Origin of the sequence: Herbaspirillum sp. UBA812 (assembly GCF_002296545.1) — a bacterium.
Classification (GTDB): domain Bacteria; phylum Pseudomonadota; class Gammaproteobacteria; order Burkholderiales; family Burkholderiaceae_D; genus Herbaspirillum; species Herbaspirillum huttiense.
On the sequence record NZ_DBIC01000373.1, the window covers coordinates 1,989 to 18,804 of the forward strand.

At 62.8% G+C, this 16,816-nt stretch carries 15 protein-coding genes; 9 read left to right on the forward strand and 6 right to left on the reverse strand.

The window, feature by feature from the left end; all coding sequences use genetic code 11:
• The first annotated feature begins 153 nt into the window (after positions 1-153).
• Positions 154-873, forward strand: coding sequence for a tRNA (guanosine(46)-N7)-methyltransferase TrmB (gene trmB / locus B3873_RS24550; RefSeq protein WP_286869614.1), 720 nt, complete (start codon positions 154-156; stop codon positions 871-873).
• Between the two features lie 140 nt (positions 874-1,013).
• Here the strand turns inward: trmB and B3873_RS24555 are convergent, their stop codons facing one another.
• From B3873_RS24555 to B3873_RS24570, 4 genes are all read right to left on the reverse strand, one after another.
• Positions 1,014-2,582 (reverse strand): methyl-accepting chemotaxis protein, encoded by a 1,569-nt coding sequence (locus tag B3873_RS24555; protein ID WP_286869616.1) that lies wholly within the window; start codon positions 2,580-2,582, stop codon positions 1,014-1,016.
• A 236-nt stretch (positions 2,583-2,818) separates the two neighbouring features.
• Positions 2,819-4,672, reverse strand: a complete 1,854-nt coding sequence (gene recQ / locus B3873_RS24560) for a DNA helicase RecQ (protein WP_034338828.1) — start codon at positions 4,670-4,672, stop codon at positions 2,819-2,821.
• A 38-nt stretch (positions 4,673-4,710) separates the two neighbouring features.
• Positions 4,711-5,583, reverse strand: coding sequence for an undecaprenyl-diphosphate phosphatase (locus B3873_RS24565; protein WP_039789393.1), 873 nt, complete (start codon positions 5,581-5,583; stop codon positions 4,711-4,713).
• A 157-nt stretch (positions 5,584-5,740) separates the two neighbouring features.
• Entirely contained in the window at positions 5,741-6,595 is an 855-nt protein-coding gene (locus B3873_RS24570; protein ID WP_034338823.1) for an undecaprenyl-diphosphate phosphatase, read from the reverse strand.
• Positions 6,596-6,961: 366 nt separating this feature from the next.
• On the opposite strand from B3873_RS24570, the gene arsC reads away from it, so the two are divergent.
• Positions 6,962-7,324 (forward strand): arsenate reductase (glutaredoxin), encoded by a 363-nt coding sequence (gene arsC / locus B3873_RS24575; RefSeq protein WP_286869621.1) that lies wholly within the window; start codon positions 6,962-6,964, stop codon positions 7,322-7,324.
• Between the two features lie 122 nt (positions 7,325-7,446).
• Entirely contained in the window at positions 7,447-7,614 is a 168-nt protein-coding gene (locus B3873_RS24580; RefSeq protein WP_008325257.1) for a hypothetical protein, read from the forward strand.
• A gap of 17 nt (positions 7,615-7,631) precedes the next feature.
• Here B3873_RS24580 and B3873_RS24585 read toward each other — a convergent pair whose 3' ends face one another.
• The gene (locus tag B3873_RS24585; RefSeq protein ID WP_209533638.1) at positions 7,632-7,919 is read right to left on the reverse strand and encodes a YkgJ family cysteine cluster protein; all 288 of its coding nucleotides are present in this window, start codon (positions 7,917-7,919) and stop codon (positions 7,632-7,634) included.
• Positions 7,920-8,059: 140 nt separating this feature from the next.
• Here B3873_RS24585 and B3873_RS24590 point away from each other — a divergent pair, with 140 nt between their 5' ends.
• The 3 genes from B3873_RS24590 to B3873_RS24600 all read left to right on the forward strand — a co-directional run bounded on the left by B3873_RS24590 (position 8,060) and on the right by B3873_RS24600 (position 9,859).
• The gene (locus B3873_RS24590; protein ID WP_039789386.1) at positions 8,060-8,689 is read left to right on the forward strand and encodes a TetR/AcrR family transcriptional regulator; all 630 of its coding nucleotides are present in this window, start codon (positions 8,060-8,062) and stop codon (positions 8,687-8,689) included.
• Between the two features lie 152 nt (positions 8,690-8,841).
• Positions 8,842-9,507, forward strand: a complete 666-nt coding sequence (locus B3873_RS24595) for a protein-L-isoaspartate O-methyltransferase family protein (RefSeq protein ID WP_039789384.1) — start codon at positions 8,842-8,844, stop codon at positions 9,505-9,507.
• A 28-nt stretch (positions 9,508-9,535) separates the two neighbouring features.
• Entirely contained in the window at positions 9,536-9,859 is a 324-nt protein-coding gene (locus B3873_RS24600) for a rhodanese-like domain-containing protein (protein WP_286869627.1), read from the forward strand.
• A 173-nt stretch (positions 9,860-10,032) separates the two neighbouring features.
• On the opposite strand, the gene B3873_RS24605 is transcribed toward B3873_RS24600, so the two are convergent.
• On the reverse strand, positions 10,033-10,668 hold the full coding sequence (locus tag B3873_RS24605; RefSeq protein WP_286869629.1) for a TetR family transcriptional regulator: 636 nt from the start codon (positions 10,666-10,668) through the stop codon (positions 10,033-10,035).
• A gap of 593 nt (positions 10,669-11,261) precedes the next feature.
• On the opposite strand from B3873_RS24605, the gene B3873_RS24610 reads away from it, so the two are divergent.
• The 3 genes from B3873_RS24610 to B3873_RS24620 form a co-directional block, all read left to right on the forward strand.
• Positions 11,262-12,470, forward strand: a complete 1,209-nt coding sequence (locus B3873_RS24610) for an efflux RND transporter periplasmic adaptor subunit (protein WP_286869631.1) — start codon at positions 11,262-11,264, stop codon at positions 12,468-12,470.
• Positions 12,471-12,481: 11 nt separating this feature from the next.
• Entirely contained in the window at positions 12,482-15,628 is a 3,147-nt protein-coding gene (locus B3873_RS24615) for an efflux RND transporter permease subunit (protein ID WP_121042797.1), read from the forward strand.
• A gap of 2 nt (positions 15,629-15,630) precedes the next feature.
• A partial coding sequence (locus B3873_RS24620; protein ID WP_286869633.1) for an efflux transporter outer membrane subunit occupies positions 15,631-16,816 on the forward strand: 1,186 nt, incomplete at its 3' end.

A 16,816-nucleotide genomic window follows, 5' to 3' on the forward strand; every position in this document is an offset into this window, starting at 1 on the left:
GGGTGTAGCTCAATGGTAGAGCAGAAGCTTCCCAAGCTTAAGACGAGGGTTCGATCCCCTTCACCCGCTCCAGATCGCTTCCCTGCGGCCCTGTTCGCCCGTCCCTGACCGGTGCGACTTTGCGGGCCGCGCCTCAATTGCTTCGAGTCATCCATGTCTGAAAACAAATCCGGCAAGCCGCTGTTCTATGATCCCAGCGAGCGCCGCATTCGCAGTTTCGTCACCCGCGCCGGGCGCGTGTCGGTCGCGCAAGGACGCGCGCTGGAAGAACTGGGTCCGCGCTTCCTGGTCCCCTACGACAAGGCCCCGCTGGACCTGGCTGTCGCCTTCGGTCGCCAAGCTCCGACCATCCTCGAAATCGGCTTCGGCATGGGCGAAACCAGCGCCAAGATCTCGGCCCTCATGCCCGAGAAAAACTTCATCGGCGTCGAAGTCCATACCCCCGGCGTCGGCAGCTACCTCAAGCTGATCGGCGAAGGCAACCTGGACAACGTGCGCATCATCCAGCACGATGCCGTCGAAGTACTCACCAACATGATCGCCCCCGATTCCCTGGCCGGCGTGCACGTGTTCTTCCCCGATCCCTGGCACAAGGCGCGCCACAACAAGCGCCGCCTGATCCAGTCGCCCTTGGTGCAACTGATCAGCACGCGCCTGGCCCCCGGCGGCTATCTCCACTGCGCCACCGACTGGGAGGAATACGCCATCCAGATGCTGGAAGTGCTGTCGGCTGAACCCACCCTGAAGAACACCGCCACCGATCCCTCCGGCTACGTGCCGCGTCCCGAATACCGCGATACCACCAAGTTCGAAAACCGTGGCCTGCGCCTCGGTCACGGCGTGTGGGATCTGGTGTTTGAAAAGCGCGCCTGAATACGTGCGCTGCATGCATGATTCAACGCGCAATCGTGCATGCGACAGCTGATGAATGAAAGCGATCACCCACGGTGATCACCCAAAGATCGCTCCGATGGCATGCCCCAAGGCATGCCATTGTCATTTCTGCGACGGCCTCACTGAAGCTTGAAGACCGCCACCGCGCGTGACAGCGATTCCGCCTGGAACTGCAGGCTCTCCGCCGCCGCAGCAGCCTCTTCCACCAGTGCCGCATTCTGCTGCGTGACGCTGTCCATCTGCACCACCGCCTTGTTGACTTCATCGATGCCGGCGCTCTGCTCGCGGTTGGCGACGTTGATGTCATCCATGATCGCCGCCACTTTCTGGATGGCCGTGATGATGTCTTCCATGGTGCCGCCTGCGCCGCTGACCAGGGCCGAGCCGGCATTGATCTTGCCGACCGAATCGTCGATCAGCTCCTTGATCTCGCGCGCGGCCGTGGCGCTGCGCTGGGCCAGGCTGCGCACCTCCGAAGCCACCACCGCAAACCCGCGCCCCTGCTCGCCGGCGCGCGCGGCTTCTACGGCGGCATTGAGCGCAAGGATGTTGGTCTGGAAAGCAATGCCGTCGATGACGCTGATGATCTCGACGATGCGATGCGAACTCTCCTCGATGGCCTGCATGGTCTGCACCACCGCACCGACCATGTCGCCGCCCTTGCGCGCCACGCCCGATGCCTCATCGGCCAGTTGATGGGCCTGGTGCGTGTTCTCGGCGTTCTTCTGCACGGTGGAGGTGATCTCTTCCATCGAGGCGGCAGTCTCTTCGAGCGAACCGGCCTGCTCTTCGGTGCGCTCGGACAAATCCTTATTGCCGCTGGCGATCTCGGTCGCCGCCACGGTAATCGCACCGGTGCCGCTGCGTACTTCCGAGACGATGCCGGCCAGGTTGTCGTTCATCTCTTTCAACGAGCGCAGCAGTTGCGCCGTCTCATCCTTGCCGTGAATGACGACCTGTGAGCGCAGATCGCCCGCCGCTACCGTCTGCGCAATCTGCACCGCTTCGCCCAGCGGGCGCACGATGCTGCGCACCAGCGTCCAGGTGATGGCCAGGCCCACCAGCAGCGACAGGCCGATCGAGACCAGCAGCAGCAAGCGCGCCTGCTGGTAGTCGAAGAGGCTGTCGGCATTGATGGCGTCACGCGTCTTGCGGCTGTGGTCCAGCACGGCGACAACGATGTCATCGATCATCTTGGTCGGCACGCGATCCACGCCCTTGACCTGTTCATCCACACGCGCCACCGAGGCAGGATCGTCGGAGGCGTAGAGCTTGAGCGCTTCCAGATAACGATTGAGCAGCTCGGCATGGGCCTGCTGGGCCTTGCGCGCAGGCTCGGCATCCATGCCGATACGCGGCATCAGCGCTTCCAGGGTCTTGAGCTGCTTCTGGGTGGCGGCACTTTCATCGATGAAGGCCTGGCGGTATTTGTTGAAGGCAGCGGGATCCTTGCCGCGCAGCAAGGTATTCTTCCACTCCTGCACCTGGATCTTGAATTGCACCTGCGCACTGCGGGCGGCATCGACCGATTGCTCGATGAGCGCTCCCGTCTCCATGCCCTGCGCCCCCTGGCCGTAGATTTCCCCGACCACCATCACACCCCGTATGCCGATGAAAGCGATGGCTGCCAGCAACAGTGCCGACAGCATGCCCAGGCGCACGCCTATCTTCAGATCATTGAGTTTCATGTAGCCCCCCGGCTCACCTCGGTTGGTGTTGAACGCGATTCCCCGTGCTTGATCATATCGCCAAGCAAGGGCCGCAAATCAGGGAAGAGGCCGGTAAAAGTGCCGTATGAAGGAAAGTTGTATTACAGCGGCAACGTCGGCCGCAAATGCCCGCCCGGCGCTGCACAGCGCTGGTGCGGATGGCGCAGGAAGTGAAGAGATTTGAAGAGAATCGATGAGTTTCCGTCATCGGCCCGTCATGCGTCGGCCGACTCCATCCCGGCGATCAGGTCGATGATCTGGGCACCATAGGTTTCCAGCTTCTTCTCGCCCACACCGGTGACGTGGCGCAGGTCGTCCAGCGATTGCGGCCGGGCCTTGGCGATCTCGCGCATGGTGGCATCGTGGAAGATGACGTAGGCCGGCACGTTGTGTGTGCGTGCGGTTTCCATCCGCCACCAGCGCAGCTTCTCGAAGAGTGCCTGCTCTTCGCTGCTGAGATCGGTCTCGACGAAGCTGGAGCGCTGCGAGCTGCGCTTGGCTTTTTCCGGCTTGCGATAGCGGCGCAGTTGCACCTGCTGTTCTCCGCGCAACACCGGGCGCGCGGCCTCAGTGAGCTTGAGGGCGCTATAGTTCTCGGCATCCACCGTCAGCAACCCCAGCGCGATCACCTGGCGCAGTATGGCGCGCCATTCGGCCTCGCCGCGATCGCTGCCCACGCCAAACACGGAAAGTTGATCATGACGCCATTGCTTGACGCGCTCGCCATCGATGCCGCGCAGCACCTCAATCACATGGCCGGGCGCGAAGCGCTGTTCGACGCGATAGACGGTGGAGAGCAGCTTCTGTACCTCGACCGTGGCATCGAAGGAGACCGGGGGCGTGAGGCAGGTATCGCAATTGCCGCAGGGGCTGGATTTCTCGCCGAAGTAATCGAGCAGGTGCACGCGCCGGCAGTGCAGCGTCTCGCACAGGGAGAGCATGGCATCGAGCTTGGTGCCGAGCACGCGCTTGAAGGTTTCGTCGGCTTCGGATTCGTCGATCATGCGGCGCTGCTGCACCACGTCCTGCAGGCCGTAGGCCATCCAGGCGTCGGCTGGCAGGCCGTCACGGCCGGCGCGGCCGGTTTCCTGGTAGTAGCCTTCCACGCTCTTGGGCAAATCGAGATGGCAGACGAAGCGCACGTCGGGCTTGTCGATGCCCATGCCGAAGGCGATGGTGGCGACCATCACGATCTTGTCTTCGCGCAGGAAGCGCGCCTGGTTTTTGGTGCGCAGCGCGTAGTCCATGCCAGCGTGATAGGCCAGCGCATTGAGGCCTTCGCCACGCAGGAACTCGGCCGTCTCTTCGACCTTCTTGCGCGAGAGGCAGTAGACGATGCCGGCGTCTTCCGGGTGTTCGTTCTTGATGAAGTCCAGCAACTGCTTGCGGCCATTGGCCTTTTCCACGATCTGGTAACGGATGTTGGGACGATCGAAGGACGAGACGAACTGGCGCGCATCTTCCAGTTGCAGGCGATGGATGATTTCTTCGCGGGTCTGCTGGTCGGCGGTGGCCGTCAGCGCAATGCGCGGGACCTGCGGGAAGCGCTCGTGCAGGATCGAGAGCTTGATGTATTCCGGGCGGAAATCGTGGCCCCATTGGGAGACGCAATGCGCCTCATCGATGGCGAAGAGCGAGATGCGGGCGGACTCCAGCAGGTCCAGGCAGCGCGGCGTCATCAGGCGCTCGGGGGCGACGTAGAGCAGGTCCAGGTCGCCCTGGCGCAGGCGGCGCTCGATCTGCAGCGCTTCGTCGAAACTCTGGGTGGAATTGAGGAAAGCGGCCCGCACGCCGACTTCGGCCAGTGCATCGACCTGGTCCTGCATCAGCGCGATCAGCGGCGAGACCACCACGCCGGTACCCTCGCGCAGCAGCGCCGGCACCTGGTAGCAGAGCGACTTGCCGCCGCCGGTGGGCATGAGGACAAGGGCATCCCCGCCGCCGGCGACGTGCTGGACGATCTCGCCCTGATGACCGCGGAAGGACGAGTAGCCGAATACCGTTTCCAGCACGTGCAAAGCACGTTCTTGCTGGGTGGCACCGGGAGGCAGGGAATCGAAATCGACCATGAAAAAACCTGAAGCTGCTGCGTAGCGAAGGCGCTATTTTATTGCAGCCAGCCTCGCGACACCGCCAGCAGCAGGAAAACACCCAGCGCAGCTCGATAGACGATGAAGGGCCATGTCGAGAAACGCTCCAGGAATTTCATCAACCCCCAGATGGCGGCGAAGGCCGAAACGCTCGCCACGGCCAGCCCGAACAGCAGCACGCCCCAGGCTTCCAGCGGGATATGCGCATGCAGCAAGACCGCCAGTTCCTTCAGTCCGGCCAGGGCGATGGCAGGCAAGCCCAGCAGGAAGGAAAAGCGCGCCGCTTCCTCGCGGCGGAAATTCAGGAACAGCGCCGCCGTGAGCGTGGAGCCGGAACGCGAGACGCCCGGGATCAGTGCACCGACCTGTGCCAGGCCGACGATGAGCGCATCGCGCAGGCGCATCTGGTCGACGCTGCGGCGATGGCGGCAGACCATTTCAGAGATCGCCAGCAGCACCGCCATGACGATGCAGGACCAGCCGATCACGGTCAGGCTGCGCAGTGGCGAGCCGCAGGCGTTCAGGACATGCGACAAGGCCAGCCCGGCAATGCCGATCGGGATGGTGGCCAGGATGATGGCCACGGCCAGCTTGAACATGGGATCATTGAAATCGCGGCGACGCCAGGCCGCCAGGCTGCCGCCGGTGACGGCGCTCACGTCGCGCCGGAAATAACTGATGACCGCGGCCAGGGCCGCCAGCTGCATGGCCGCGGAGAAGGCCGAGCCCGGATCATGCCAGCCGAGGAAGGCCGGCACCACGCGCATGTGGGCGGTCGAGGAAATGGGGAGCAGTTCGGTGATGCCCTGGACGATGCCGAGGAAACCGATCTGGGCGTAACTGAGGGAGGCAAAGCCGATATCAAGCCCGGCGCTGCAGACGTTGGCCATGGGGTGTGCTCTGAAGGGAGTTGGCGAAAAGGAAGTTATAAACCGCCGCCGGCAGCGAGGCCGGCTACGGGTGCTGCAGTGTACCGCGCCCGCCAGGGCGCTGGCTGACAGGCGCCTGACGCCCGCACAGTCCATGCACGGGCATCAGGCAGGGGGGTTACTCCACCCAGGCGACGGCACCCGTATAAGCGGTCACCAGGACGATGATGCCGAAGACGATGCGATACCAGGCGAAGATGGTGAAATCATGCGAGCTGATGTAGCGCAGCAGCCAGCGCACGCACAGGAAGGCCGAGACGAAGGCAGCCACGGTGCCCACGGTGAACAGCGGCACGTCGGCGGCCGACAGCAGGGCGCGCTCCTTGTAGAGCGAATAGATGGTGGCAGCGAACAGGGTCGGGATGGCCAGGAAGAACGAGAATTCGGTCGCCGCCTTGCGCGACAGGCCGAACATCATGCCGCCGATGATGGTGGCACCCGAGCGGCTGGTGCCGGGGATCAGCGCGAAGGCCTGGGCGATGCCGACTTTCAGGGCATCCAGCGGGGTCATGTCATCCACCGTTTCGACGCGCGCCGAGGCCATGCTCATGCGGTCCTTGTTGCGGCGTTCCACCCACAGGATGATGAGGCCGCCGACGATGAAGGCGATGGCCACCGAGACCGGGTTGAACAGCACTTCCTTGATGCGGCGGCTGAACAGGAAGCCGAGAATGGCCGCCGGCAGGAAGGCCACGATCAGGTTGATCACCAGGCGCTGGGCCTTGCGGTCGGTGAACATGCCGGTCAGCACGGTGGCGATGCGGACCCGATACTCCCAGCACACCGCCAGGATGGCGCCGGCCTGGATGACGATCTCGAAAACGTCGGCCTTGTCCTTGGAAAAATCGGGACCGGTGAATTGCAGCAGGCTGTTGGCCAGGATCAGGTGGCCGGTGGAGGAAATGGGCAGGAATTCGGTCAGGCCTTCGACGATGCCCATGATGAGCGCCTTGAGCGCGAGGAGAGTATCCATACGGGTGCTGTGGGTGGCTGTTGATGTGGGGTTGACGGGAAATGAACGAAATGAAGGAAATGGCTGCTTTCAGGCCCGAAAGCCCGGTAATCCGGCCATCGGAACACAATAAGCCGCTACAACATGAAGCAAATGGCCTTTTTTCCGTCCCGGCCAGGGGCAAACCCTGCAAAAGTGGCAGCGAAGGTCCGTCCGGGATGGATGGCGTCGCCATAAAGCGGCCTTTCGACCACACCCGGCAGCAAAAAGTGCACTCGGTGCGCTGCAACAAAATCGGATTTTACCTTAGCAGGGTGACAAAACTTACATTTTGCTGTCAGGAATGCGCGCTAACATGGCTTTTTATTCCCTTCCTCGCCTGACGATATGAGCAAGAACACCGGCATCACGATCTATCACAACCCCAAGTGCGGTACCTCACGCAATGTCCTGCAAGGGCTGCGCGACGGCGGCGTCGAGCCGACCATCATTGAATATCTTAAGAATCCGCCCGACCGCGCCACGCTCGAAGGCCTCATCAAGGCCATGGGCGTGCCGGTGCGCGAGGTGGTGCGCAGCAAGGAAGCGCTGTTCAAGGAACTGGGGCTGGATACGGACGGCGTGAGCGACGCCCAACTGATTGATGCGATGCTGGAACACCCTGTGCTGATCAACCGCCCGATCGTGGTGGCCCCGAAAGGCACGATGCTGGTGCGTCCCAGCGAGCGGCTGGCGGAGATTTTCCCGTAAGCACCGAAACGGGGCGTATCGGACCGGCATCCGCTGTCATTTGATGCCAAACTCGCCAGATGCGCCCGATCCGTGGTACAAAGGCAGAGTTCCTCCCTCCCCCTATCGATTCAGGAGCAGCGGTGCATCATCGACACGAAGAAAGTACTGCCGATCTGAAGGAGCTGACCACCATCGCTCCCATCAGCCGTGAAGCCCATGCCGCACACCTCAAGGAAAAGGTGGATACCCGCCGGCTCATCGAGGATATCCGCGAAGAAGCCCGACGGCGGCGCGAGGAAGCCTTCTAGAAGACAGGCCTCCCGCTTCAGGTAATCTCCCCTCGCCGGCCAGCTTGGCTGCCCGGCGCCGTCAGCGTCTCCAGTTCACTGAGCCAGGCGATGGCCTGACCGCGGTTCTCTCCACACATCTCCACTGACGGCTGCAAGCCGGCGCAGAAATCCGGACGTTCGGGCTGGCCGAAGATCTTGCAGCGCATGTCCTCGCCCAGTTGTACGCACGGTACGCCGGCCGGCTTGCCGTCGGGCATGCCGGGGATCGGGCTGGTGATGGAAGGGGCGATGCAGCAAGCGCCGCATGCGTCTCGGCAGTTCATGGACTTTCCTGGTGGCGGGTAGCGCGGGGGACTGCATTGTAGTGCATCGGACGGCGCGCAGTGCCGGCGCCTTGATCTGGCCGCTTGACGCCGGCGCGGCTTGCCACTTACAGTGCCCCCTCCCGGTAATCTTGTTTCTCATGTCTGCATCGGCCAAAGAACCGCGTTGGGAACGACGCAAACAGGACCGCCCCCAGGAATTGCTGGCGGCGGCGCTGGAATTGTTCGTCGAGCGCGGTTACGCCGCTACCCGGCTGGAAGACGTGGCCACTCGCGCGGGTGTCTCCAAGGGCACGCTCTATCTCTACTTCGATGGCAAGGAAAGCCTGTTCAAGTCGGTGGTACGCGCCAATGTGCTGCCCCTGCTGGACCAGGCCGAAGCCCGCATCGAAGGCCACGCCGGCAGCAGCGCCGAACTGCTGCGTGATCTCATCCTGCACTGGTGGCAGTCCGCCTCGCACTCCGGCGTGGTCGGCATTGCCAAGCTGATGGTGGCCGAATCCGGCAATTTCCCTGAACTTGCACGCTTTTACCATGATGAAGTGACCGCGCGCGGAGATGCGACGATAGTGCGCGTGCTCGAACGCGGCATGGCACGCGGGGAATTCCGCCGCATTAACGCCGACGCCATGAAGAAAGTCATCGTCGCCCCCCTCATCATGCTGATGCTGTGGGAGCAGTCACTCGCACCCTGTGCGGCCACACCCATTGATCCGCTGGCCTACCTGGAGAGCATGATCGACCTTTGCCTGAACGGTCTCAAAGCCTGACGCCAGCCTGTCGCGCTCGCATTGCATTGAGGAAAACCCACAACAGAAGCGCCTCCAGCGGCTTTTTCAGCGCATAGATGGGCTGATTAGCCGGGCGGTGTTTGCTAAAATGCTGCCTTTCCGTCGCTATTAGATTAGATCGAGCCACCGCCATGAATATCGAACAAGCCCGCTTCAACATGATCGAGCAGCAAATCCGCCCCTGGAACGTGCTGGCGCAAGACGTGCTGGACCTGCTGATGGTCGTCAAGCGTGAAGAATTCGTCCCGGCCGCCTATCGCAGCCTGGCCTTCTTCGACACCGAGATCCCGCTGCCGGGTGGTGAAAACATGCTGGCTCCGAAGATCGAAGCGCGCATGCTGCAGGAAGCCAATGTGAAGAAGCACGAATACGTGCTGGAAATCGGCGCAGGTTCGGGCTACATGGCAGCCCTGCTGGCGCACAAGGCGCGCCACGTGACGACCGTGGAAATCTCGCCGGAACTGAAGGCCCTGGCCGAACAGAACCTGTCAGACTACGGCGTGGCCAACGTCGACGTGCAACTGGGCAATGGCGCGCAAGGCTGGACCGGTGCCGATGGCAAGGCTGGCGAATACGACGTCATCGTCATCTCCGGCTCGCTGCCGCTGCTGCCGGAATCCTTCGGCAAGCAACTCAAGATCGGCGGCCGCCTGCTGGCCATCGTGGGTTCGGCCCCGGTGATGGAACTGCAACTGATCACCCGCACCTCGGAACACGCCTTCGAGACCGTCAACATCGTGGAAACCCTGGCCAAGCCGCTGCACGCAGCGATCACGCCGTCCCACTTCACGTTCTGAGCCTCAGGGCCGAGACAGGAAAAGCATCATGGAGCACATCTCTGCCCCGGAACTGGCGGCCTGGATCAACGATCCGGACCGCCCCACCCCCCTGCTGCTGGATGTGCGTGAACCCTGGGAACACCAGACCTGCCACATTGCCGGCTCGCAGCTGGTGCCGATGAACACCATTCCCGGCCGCTTCGCTGAGCTGGACGAGGAACAGCCGGTGGTCTGCATCTGCCATCACGGCGGCCGCAGCATGCAGGTCGCGGCCTTCCTGGAACGCCAGGGCTTTACCAAGGTCATCAACCTGAGTGGCGGCGTACACGCCTGGGCTGCCCAGGTGGATCCTTCGATGGCGACCTATTGAGCCTGGTCTTTTGGTTTATTGATTCATATCGCATTCTGGCCGGCGGGCGTCATGCACATGGCGCAGGCCGGTCAGGCGGGGGCCGGGTTCTCCGGCCTGCCTGAATTCCCTTACGTTTTATCCTGATCCTTCATATCGCCTGAAAACCACCCGGGTTTCGAGGCTTGGTCCGACTACGTCTTCTGCAGCGACGGCGCGGTCTTGAGCGCGTAGAGCGAGGCCGCCAGGATGCGCTCGCCATCCTTGACCAGGTCGAAACTGTCGGGGGAAAAGAACCAGTCCGTCAGCAAGCCGCTGAAGGTGGCATGCGCCGCCAGGCAGGCCAGGCGGATATCGAGCGTGGCCGGAAGCTGGCCGCGTGCCACCGCATTGAGCAGGATCTGCTCAAGCCGCAACAATCCATCGACGTGGCATTCGCGCTGGCGAATCAGGATGGGATCATGCGCGTCGGCGAATTCGCATTTGTTGAAGATGATGTCGAACACGCGCCGACAGCGCTCATCGGTCGCCGCTATGGTCAGCACATAGATGCCGCTGCGCAGGAACTGACCCAACGGGTCTTCCACCTGCGGACTGGCGTTTTCTTCCAGCACCGCTTCCATGGGCAGGCGCACACGTTCGCACATGGCGTCGAACAGATCGCTCTTGTTCTTGAAGTGCCAGTAGATGGCCCCGCGCGTGACTTCAGCGGCCTTGGCCACGTCGGCCAGCGAGGTCTGCGAGACGCCGCGCTCATGGAACACCTGCTCGGCCGCATCGAGAATGCGGGCACGCGTTTCCAGCGCTTCTTCCTTGGTCGAACGGGCCATGTCAACAGACTCCCGGGCAAATGGCCATGGCGCAGCCCCTCAGGCGCGCCACTGGCCGGCCGTGTTGCGGATGCACATCACCCGCAACCGGCAGAGTTTCGTCAAAGGCTTCATGTGCGCAATGAAGGTCATGAAGAAGTAAGTGAGTTTCGTGCACAATATCAGGGCGTCAAATTCGTCTTCCCAGCAGCTCGGCCTATCGCCCGAAGGCATGGAAGAGCTCGGATTCAGACCAGCGGAAACGGCATCAGAGTAGCTTTCGAATCAAAATGCAAGGAATCGCTCATATTTTGCTACGCCGTTTCGAACAAGTTTGTTAAATTAATGTGATGTTTGGAAGAAATACATACATTCATGGATGTATGTATAATAGCATCCGCTTCAAGTCCCTGCCGTTCATCATCTGCAAAAAAATTCATCACCCTGGCATGAAGGGGTGGGGACTTTTTTGCATTGCAACAATCTGTAGCCCGGCTCATCCATCCCCTCCATCACCGGATGACAGGCACAGCATCATCGTCGTGACCGGTTCTACCGAATTCGTTTCATCGCCGCCCCTGGCGGCTTCAACTTTACTTTCGTGCGAGATATCTATGAGCTCAGTCAGTCGTTTCACGCGCCTCACCATGACCGTCGCCGTTGCCGCCGCGCTGGTTGCCTGCGGACAGAAACCCGCCGCGCAAGGCGGCCAGATGCCGCCGGCCGAGGTGTCGGTGGTGACCATCGCCCCGCAGCGCGTGGCCATCACCAATGAACTGCCGGGCCGCGTGGAAGCCTTCCGCGTGGCGCAGGTGCGTGCGCGGGTGGCAGGCATCGTGCAGAAGCGCGTCTTCAAGGAAGGCAGCGAGGTCAAGGAGGGCCAGGTGCTCTTCAAGATCGATCCGGCCCAGTACAAGGCCAGCCTGGAAAGCGCCCAAGCCACGCTGGCGCGCGCCCAGGCCAACCTGACGCAAACCTCGCTGACCGCGCAGCGCTACAAGCCGCTGGTGGAAGTCAACGCGGTCTCCAAGCAGGAATACGACAACGCCGTGGCCGCCCAGAAGCAGGCTGAAGCCGATGTCGCCGCCGGCAAGGCAGCGGTGCAGACCGCCAACCTGAACCTGGGTTATGCCACCGTGACCTCGCCCATCTCCGGCCGCATCGGCCGCGCGCTGGTGACCGAAGGTGCGCTGGTCGGCCAGGGGGACGCCACCCAGCTGGCCCTGGTGCAGCAGCTCGATCCGGTCTACGTCAACGTGACCCAGTCCAGCGCCGACCTGTTGAAGTTGCAGCAGGCGATGGCCGCCGGCCAGTTGAAGAGCGTGGGCGACAACAAGGCCAGCGTGACCCTGGTGCTGGAAAACGGCCAGGCTTACGAACAGCCGGGCAAGCTGCTGTTCTCCGACATCAGCGTGGATGAAAGCACCGGTTCGGTCTCGCTGCGTGCCGAATTCCCCAACCCCAAGCGCCTGCTGCTGCCGGGTACCTACGTGCGGACCAAGATCGAGCAAGCCGTGGACGAACAGGCCCTGCTGGTGCCGCAACAAGCCGTGGTGCGTGATGCCGGCGGCTCCTCGGTGATGGTGGTCAATGCCGAGAGCAAGGTCGAGGCGCGTCCGGTCAAGACGGGCGGCGCACGCGGCAACAACTGGCAGGTCATCGATGGCTTGAAGGAAGGTGATCGCGTCATCGTGGAAGGCCTGCAGAAGGTCCGCCCGGGTGCCGCCGTCAAGCCGGTCCAATGGAATCCCGCGGGCGCTCCCGCACAAGCTGCTGGCCAGCCGGCCAAGCAAGACGCGAGCGCCCAACAGAAAGCTAACTAAGAGGCTGCCAGATGGGAAAGTTCTTTATTGATCGCCCCGTATTTGCGTGGGTGCTAGCGATCTTCATCATGCTGGGCGGTGCGCTGGCCATTACCGGCTTGCCGGTGGCTCAGTACCCCAGCATCGCGCCGCCGACCATCGTGGTCACGGCGACCTATCCGGGTGCGACCGCGCAGACCCTGGACGATTCGGTGACCAGCCTGATCGAACAGGAAATGAACGGCGCCGATGGCCTGCAATACATCGAGTCGCAAAGCCAGGCCAACGGCCAGGTGCAGATCACCATCACCTTCTCGCCGGAAACCAATCCGGACCTGGCGGCGGTGGATGTGCAGAACCGCCTGAAGCGCGTCGAGGCACGCCTGCCGGCGGCCGTGACGCAACAGGGCGTGCAGGTGACCAAGTCGCGTTCCAACTTCCTGCTCTTCATCGGTCTGTCTTCCACCGATGGCAAGCTCGATCCGGTGGCGCTGGGTGACTATCTGTCGCGTAACGTCTTGAACGAAATCAAGCGCGTGCCCGGTGTGGGCCAGGCGCAACTGTTCGGTACCGAACGCGCCATGCGCATCTGGATCGATCCGAACAAGCTGATCGGCCTGAGCCTGACCCCGGCTGACGTGACGGCAGCGATCCAGGCGCAGAACGCGCTGGTGGCCGGCGGTACGCTGGGTGCCCTGCCCAGCCCCGGCAGCCAGCAGATCGCCGCTACGGTGGTGGTCAACGGTCAGCTGACCTCGCCCGAGCAGTTCGGCAACATCGTGCTGCGTGCCAATACCAACGGTTCGAGCGTGCGCCTGCGCGACGTCGCCCGCATCGAAGTGGGTGGCCAGAGCTATGACACCTCCGGCCGTCTGGATGGCAAGCCTTCGTCCTTCATCGGCGTGCAGCTGTCGCCGACCGCCAACGCGCTGGGTACGGCCACCGCCGTGCACAAGAAGATGGAAGAGCTGGCCAAGTATTTCCCGGCCGGTGTGAAGTACACCATCCCCTACGACACCTCCAAGTTCGTCAAGATCTCGATCGAGGAAGTGGTCAAGACCCTGATCGAAGCCATCGTGCTGGTGTTCCTGGTGATGTTCCTGTTCCTGCAGAACATCCGCTACACCATCATCCCGACCATCGTGGTGCCGGTGGCGCTGCTGGGTACTTTTGCCACGCTGCTGCTGTTCGGCTTCTCGATCAACGTGCTGACCATGTTCGGCATGGTGCTGGCCATCGGTATCCTGGTCGACGATGCGATCGTGGTGGTGGAAAACGTCGAACGCATCATGAGCGAGGAAGGTCTCTCGCCGGCTGACGCGACCCGCAAGGCCATGGGCCAGATCAGCGGCGCGCTGATCGGTATCACGCTGGTGCTGATCGCGGTATTCATCCCGATGGCCTTCTTCGGTGGCGCGGTGGGTGCGATCTATCGCCAGTTCTCGCTGTCGATGGTGGCTTCCATGGTGTTCTCGGTGCTGATGGCCTTCACCCTCACGCCGGCACTGTGCGCGACCATCCTCAAGCCTGTTGAGAAGGGTCATCACCACGAGAAGAAGGGTTTCTTCGGCTGGTTCAACCGCAAGTTCAACACCACCGCCAATGCCTATCAGGGCGTGATCGGCAAGATGCTCAGCAAGGCCGGCCGCTACATGATCGTCTACGTGGTGATCGTGGCCTGCGTGGGCTTGCTGTACGTGCGCCTGCCGGCCTCGTTCCTGCCGAACGAAGACCAGGGCTACATCATCACCAACGTCCAGCTGCCACCGGGCGCAAGCACCGCGCGCACTACCGAGGTGGTCAAGAAGATCGAGGAGTACTACCTCAAGGATCCGGCCGTGGAACACGCCATTGCGGTGCTGGGCTTCTCGTTCTCGGGTAATGGCCAGAACGCGGCGCTGGTGTTCACTCCGCTGAAGGACTGGGCCGAGCGCGACAAGTCGCAGTCGGCCGATGCGATCGCCGGCAAGGCTTTCGGTGCCTTCTCGCAGATCAAGGATGCGATCGTCTTCCCGCTGAACCCGCCGCCGATTCCGGAACTGGGTAACGCGACCGGCTTCACCTTCCGTCTGCAGGACCGTGCCGGTCTGGGTCACGATGCGCTGGTGCAGGCGCGCAACCAGATCCTGGGCATGGCCTCGCAGAGCAAGGTGCTGGCCGGTGTGCGTCCGGAAGGTCTGGAAGATGCGCCGCAGCTGCAACTGGACATCGACCGCGACAAGGCCAATGCGCTGGGCGTGCCGTTCTCGACGATCAACAGTGTGCTGTCCACGGCGCTGGGTTCGTCTTATGTGAACGACTTCCCCAACCAGGGCCGCCAGCAGCGCGTGATCGTGCAGGCCGATGCCAACCGTCGCCTGCAACCTGAAGATCTGACCAGCCTGTACGCCCGCAACGCCAATGGCGGCATGGTGCCCTTCTCGGCCTTCGTGACGGCCAAGTGGATCAACGGCCCCGTGCAGTTGATCCGCTACAACGGCTATCCGGCCATGAAGATCGCCGGTGGCGCAGCCCCTGGCCGCAGTACCGGCGAAGCCATGGCCGAGATGGAATCCTATGTGGCCAAGCTGCCGCCGGGCTTCGGTTTCGAGTGGACCGGCCAGTCGCTGGAAGAAAAGACCTCCGGCAACCAGGCCCCGGCACTGTATGCCCTGTCGCTGATCGCCGTGTTCCTGGTGCTGGCCGCGCTGTATGAAAGCACCTCGATCCCGCTGGCGGTGATGCTGGTGGTGCCGCTGGGCATCCTCGGTGCACTGCTGGGGGTGACGCTGCGCGCCATGCCCAACGACGTGTACTTCAAGGTGGGGATGATTGCGGTGGTGGGTCTGTCGGCCAAGAACGCGATTCTGATCATCGAGTTCGCCAAGGATCTGCAGGCGCAGGGCAAGGGCCTGATTGAAGCGACGCTGGAAGCGGTGCACCTGCGCTTCCGTCCGATCATCATGACCTCGCTGGCCTTCATCCTCGGCGTGCTGCCGCTGGCCATCGCTTCGGGTGCCGGTTCGGCCAGCCAGCGCGCCATCGGTACCGGCGTGATGGGCGGCATGATCACTGCCACCGTGCTGGCGGTGTTCCTGGTGCCGATCTTCTTCGTGGTCGTGCGCAAGATTTTCAAGGGCAGCGAGCGTCAGCGCAAGTTTGACGCCGACCACTCGCCCAAGATCAATAGTGGAGAATGACAATGGCTAATCTGTCGTTGCCGCGCTCGCCTCGCCTGCTGCAATTGTGCGCAGCGCTGATGGTGGCCGGCGTACTGGGGGGCTGCTCGCTGGCTCCCACCTATGACCGTCCGCAAGCCCCGGTGGAAACGGCCTATCCGGCCGATGCCGCCGGCCGTGCCGAACTGCAGGCCGTCAACCTGGGCTGGCGCCAGTTCTTCCCGGACCAGCGCCTGCAGCAGCTGATCGCGGCTGCCCTGGAAAACAACCGTGACCTGCGCACGGCCGTCCTCAACATCGAGGAAGCCCGCGCGCAATACCAGATCGCGCGTGCCGATCTGCTGCCCAACCTGAACGTCAATGGCAGCGCCGCCCGCACGCGGACTGCGGCCAGCCAGTCGCTGACCGGCCAGCCGTTCATCAGCAACAGCTATCAGGTCGGCCTGGCGGTTCCCGCCTACGAGCTGGACTTCTTCGGCCGCGTACGCAACCTGAAGGATGCGGCACTGGCGAGCTACCTCTCCACCGAAGAGGCGCAAAAGTCGGCGCAGATCAGCCTGATCGCGCAGGTGGCGCAGGCTTATCTGTCCGAGCGTTCCTACGCGGAACAGCTGCAGCTGGCCAACGACACGCTGAAGTCGCGCGAATCCAATCTGGATCTGGCGCAGAAGCGCTTCGACGTCGGTGCCAGCTCGGCGCTGGATTTCCGCCTGACGCAGACGCTGGTGGAGTCGGCCCGAGTATCGAAGTCCCAGCTGGAACGCCAGCGCGCGCAAGCCGAGAATGCGCTGACGCTGCTGGTCGGCAAGAAGGTCGGCGACCTGCCGCCGGCACAGCTGCTGTCGGATGAAAAGATCGTGACTGATATTCCGGCGGGATTGCCTTCCGACCTGCTGACCAATCGTCCGGACATCCGCTCGGCCGAGCAGAGCCTGCTGGCGGCCAATGCCAACATCGGCGCGGCGCGGGCGGCGTTCTTCCCGCGCATCTCGCTGACCGGCAGCTACGGCAGTGCCAGCAGCACGCTGGGTGGATTGTTCGAGTCGGGTTCGGGTGCGTGGAGCTTTGGTCCTTCGCTATCCTTGCCGATCTTCGACTTCGGCCGCAACAGCGCCAATCTGGATCTGGCGGAAGTGCGCAAGAACAAGGCCGTGGTGACCTACGAAAAGACCATCCAGACCGCCTTCCGCGAAGTGGCCGATGCCCTGG

Excerpts from the sequence above, each read along its gene's own strand:
- trmB (WP_286869614.1), top strand. The coding sequence starts at position 154 with ATGTCTGAAAACAAATCCGGCAAGCCGCTGTTCTATGATCCCAGCGAG.
- B3873_RS24555 (WP_286869616.1), bottom strand. The coding sequence starts at position 2,582 with ATGAAACTCAATGATCTGAAGATAGGCGTGCGCCTGGGCATGCTGTCG.
- recQ (WP_034338828.1), bottom strand. The coding sequence starts at position 4,672 with ATGGTCGATTTCGATTCCCTGCCTCCCGGTGCCACCCAGCAAGAACGT.
- B3873_RS24565 (WP_039789393.1), bottom strand. The coding sequence starts at position 5,583 with ATGGCCAACGTCTGCAGCGCCGGGCTTGATATCGGCTTTGCCTCCCTC.
- B3873_RS24570 (WP_034338823.1), bottom strand. The coding sequence starts at position 6,595 with ATGGATACTCTCCTCGCGCTCAAGGCGCTCATCATGGGCATCGTCGAA.
- arsC (WP_286869621.1), top strand. The coding sequence starts at position 6,962 with ATGAGCAAGAACACCGGCATCACGATCTATCACAACCCCAAGTGCGGT.
- B3873_RS24585 (WP_209533638.1), bottom strand. The coding sequence starts at position 7,919 with ATGAACTGCCGAGACGCATGCGGCGCTTGCTGCATCGCCCCTTCCATC.
- B3873_RS24590 (WP_039789386.1), top strand. The coding sequence starts at position 8,060 with ATGTCTGCATCGGCCAAAGAACCGCGTTGGGAACGACGCAAACAGGAC.
- B3873_RS24595 (WP_039789384.1), top strand. The coding sequence starts at position 8,842 with ATGAATATCGAACAAGCCCGCTTCAACATGATCGAGCAGCAAATCCGC.
- B3873_RS24600 (WP_286869627.1), top strand. The coding sequence starts at position 9,536 with ATGGAGCACATCTCTGCCCCGGAACTGGCGGCCTGGATCAACGATCCG.
- B3873_RS24605 (WP_286869629.1), bottom strand. The coding sequence starts at position 10,668 with ATGGCCCGTTCGACCAAGGAAGAAGCGCTGGAAACGCGTGCCCGCATT.
- B3873_RS24610 (WP_286869631.1), top strand. The coding sequence starts at position 11,262 with ATGAGCTCAGTCAGTCGTTTCACGCGCCTCACCATGACCGTCGCCGTT.
- B3873_RS24615 (WP_121042797.1), top strand. The coding sequence starts at position 12,482 with ATGGGAAAGTTCTTTATTGATCGCCCCGTATTTGCGTGGGTGCTAGCG.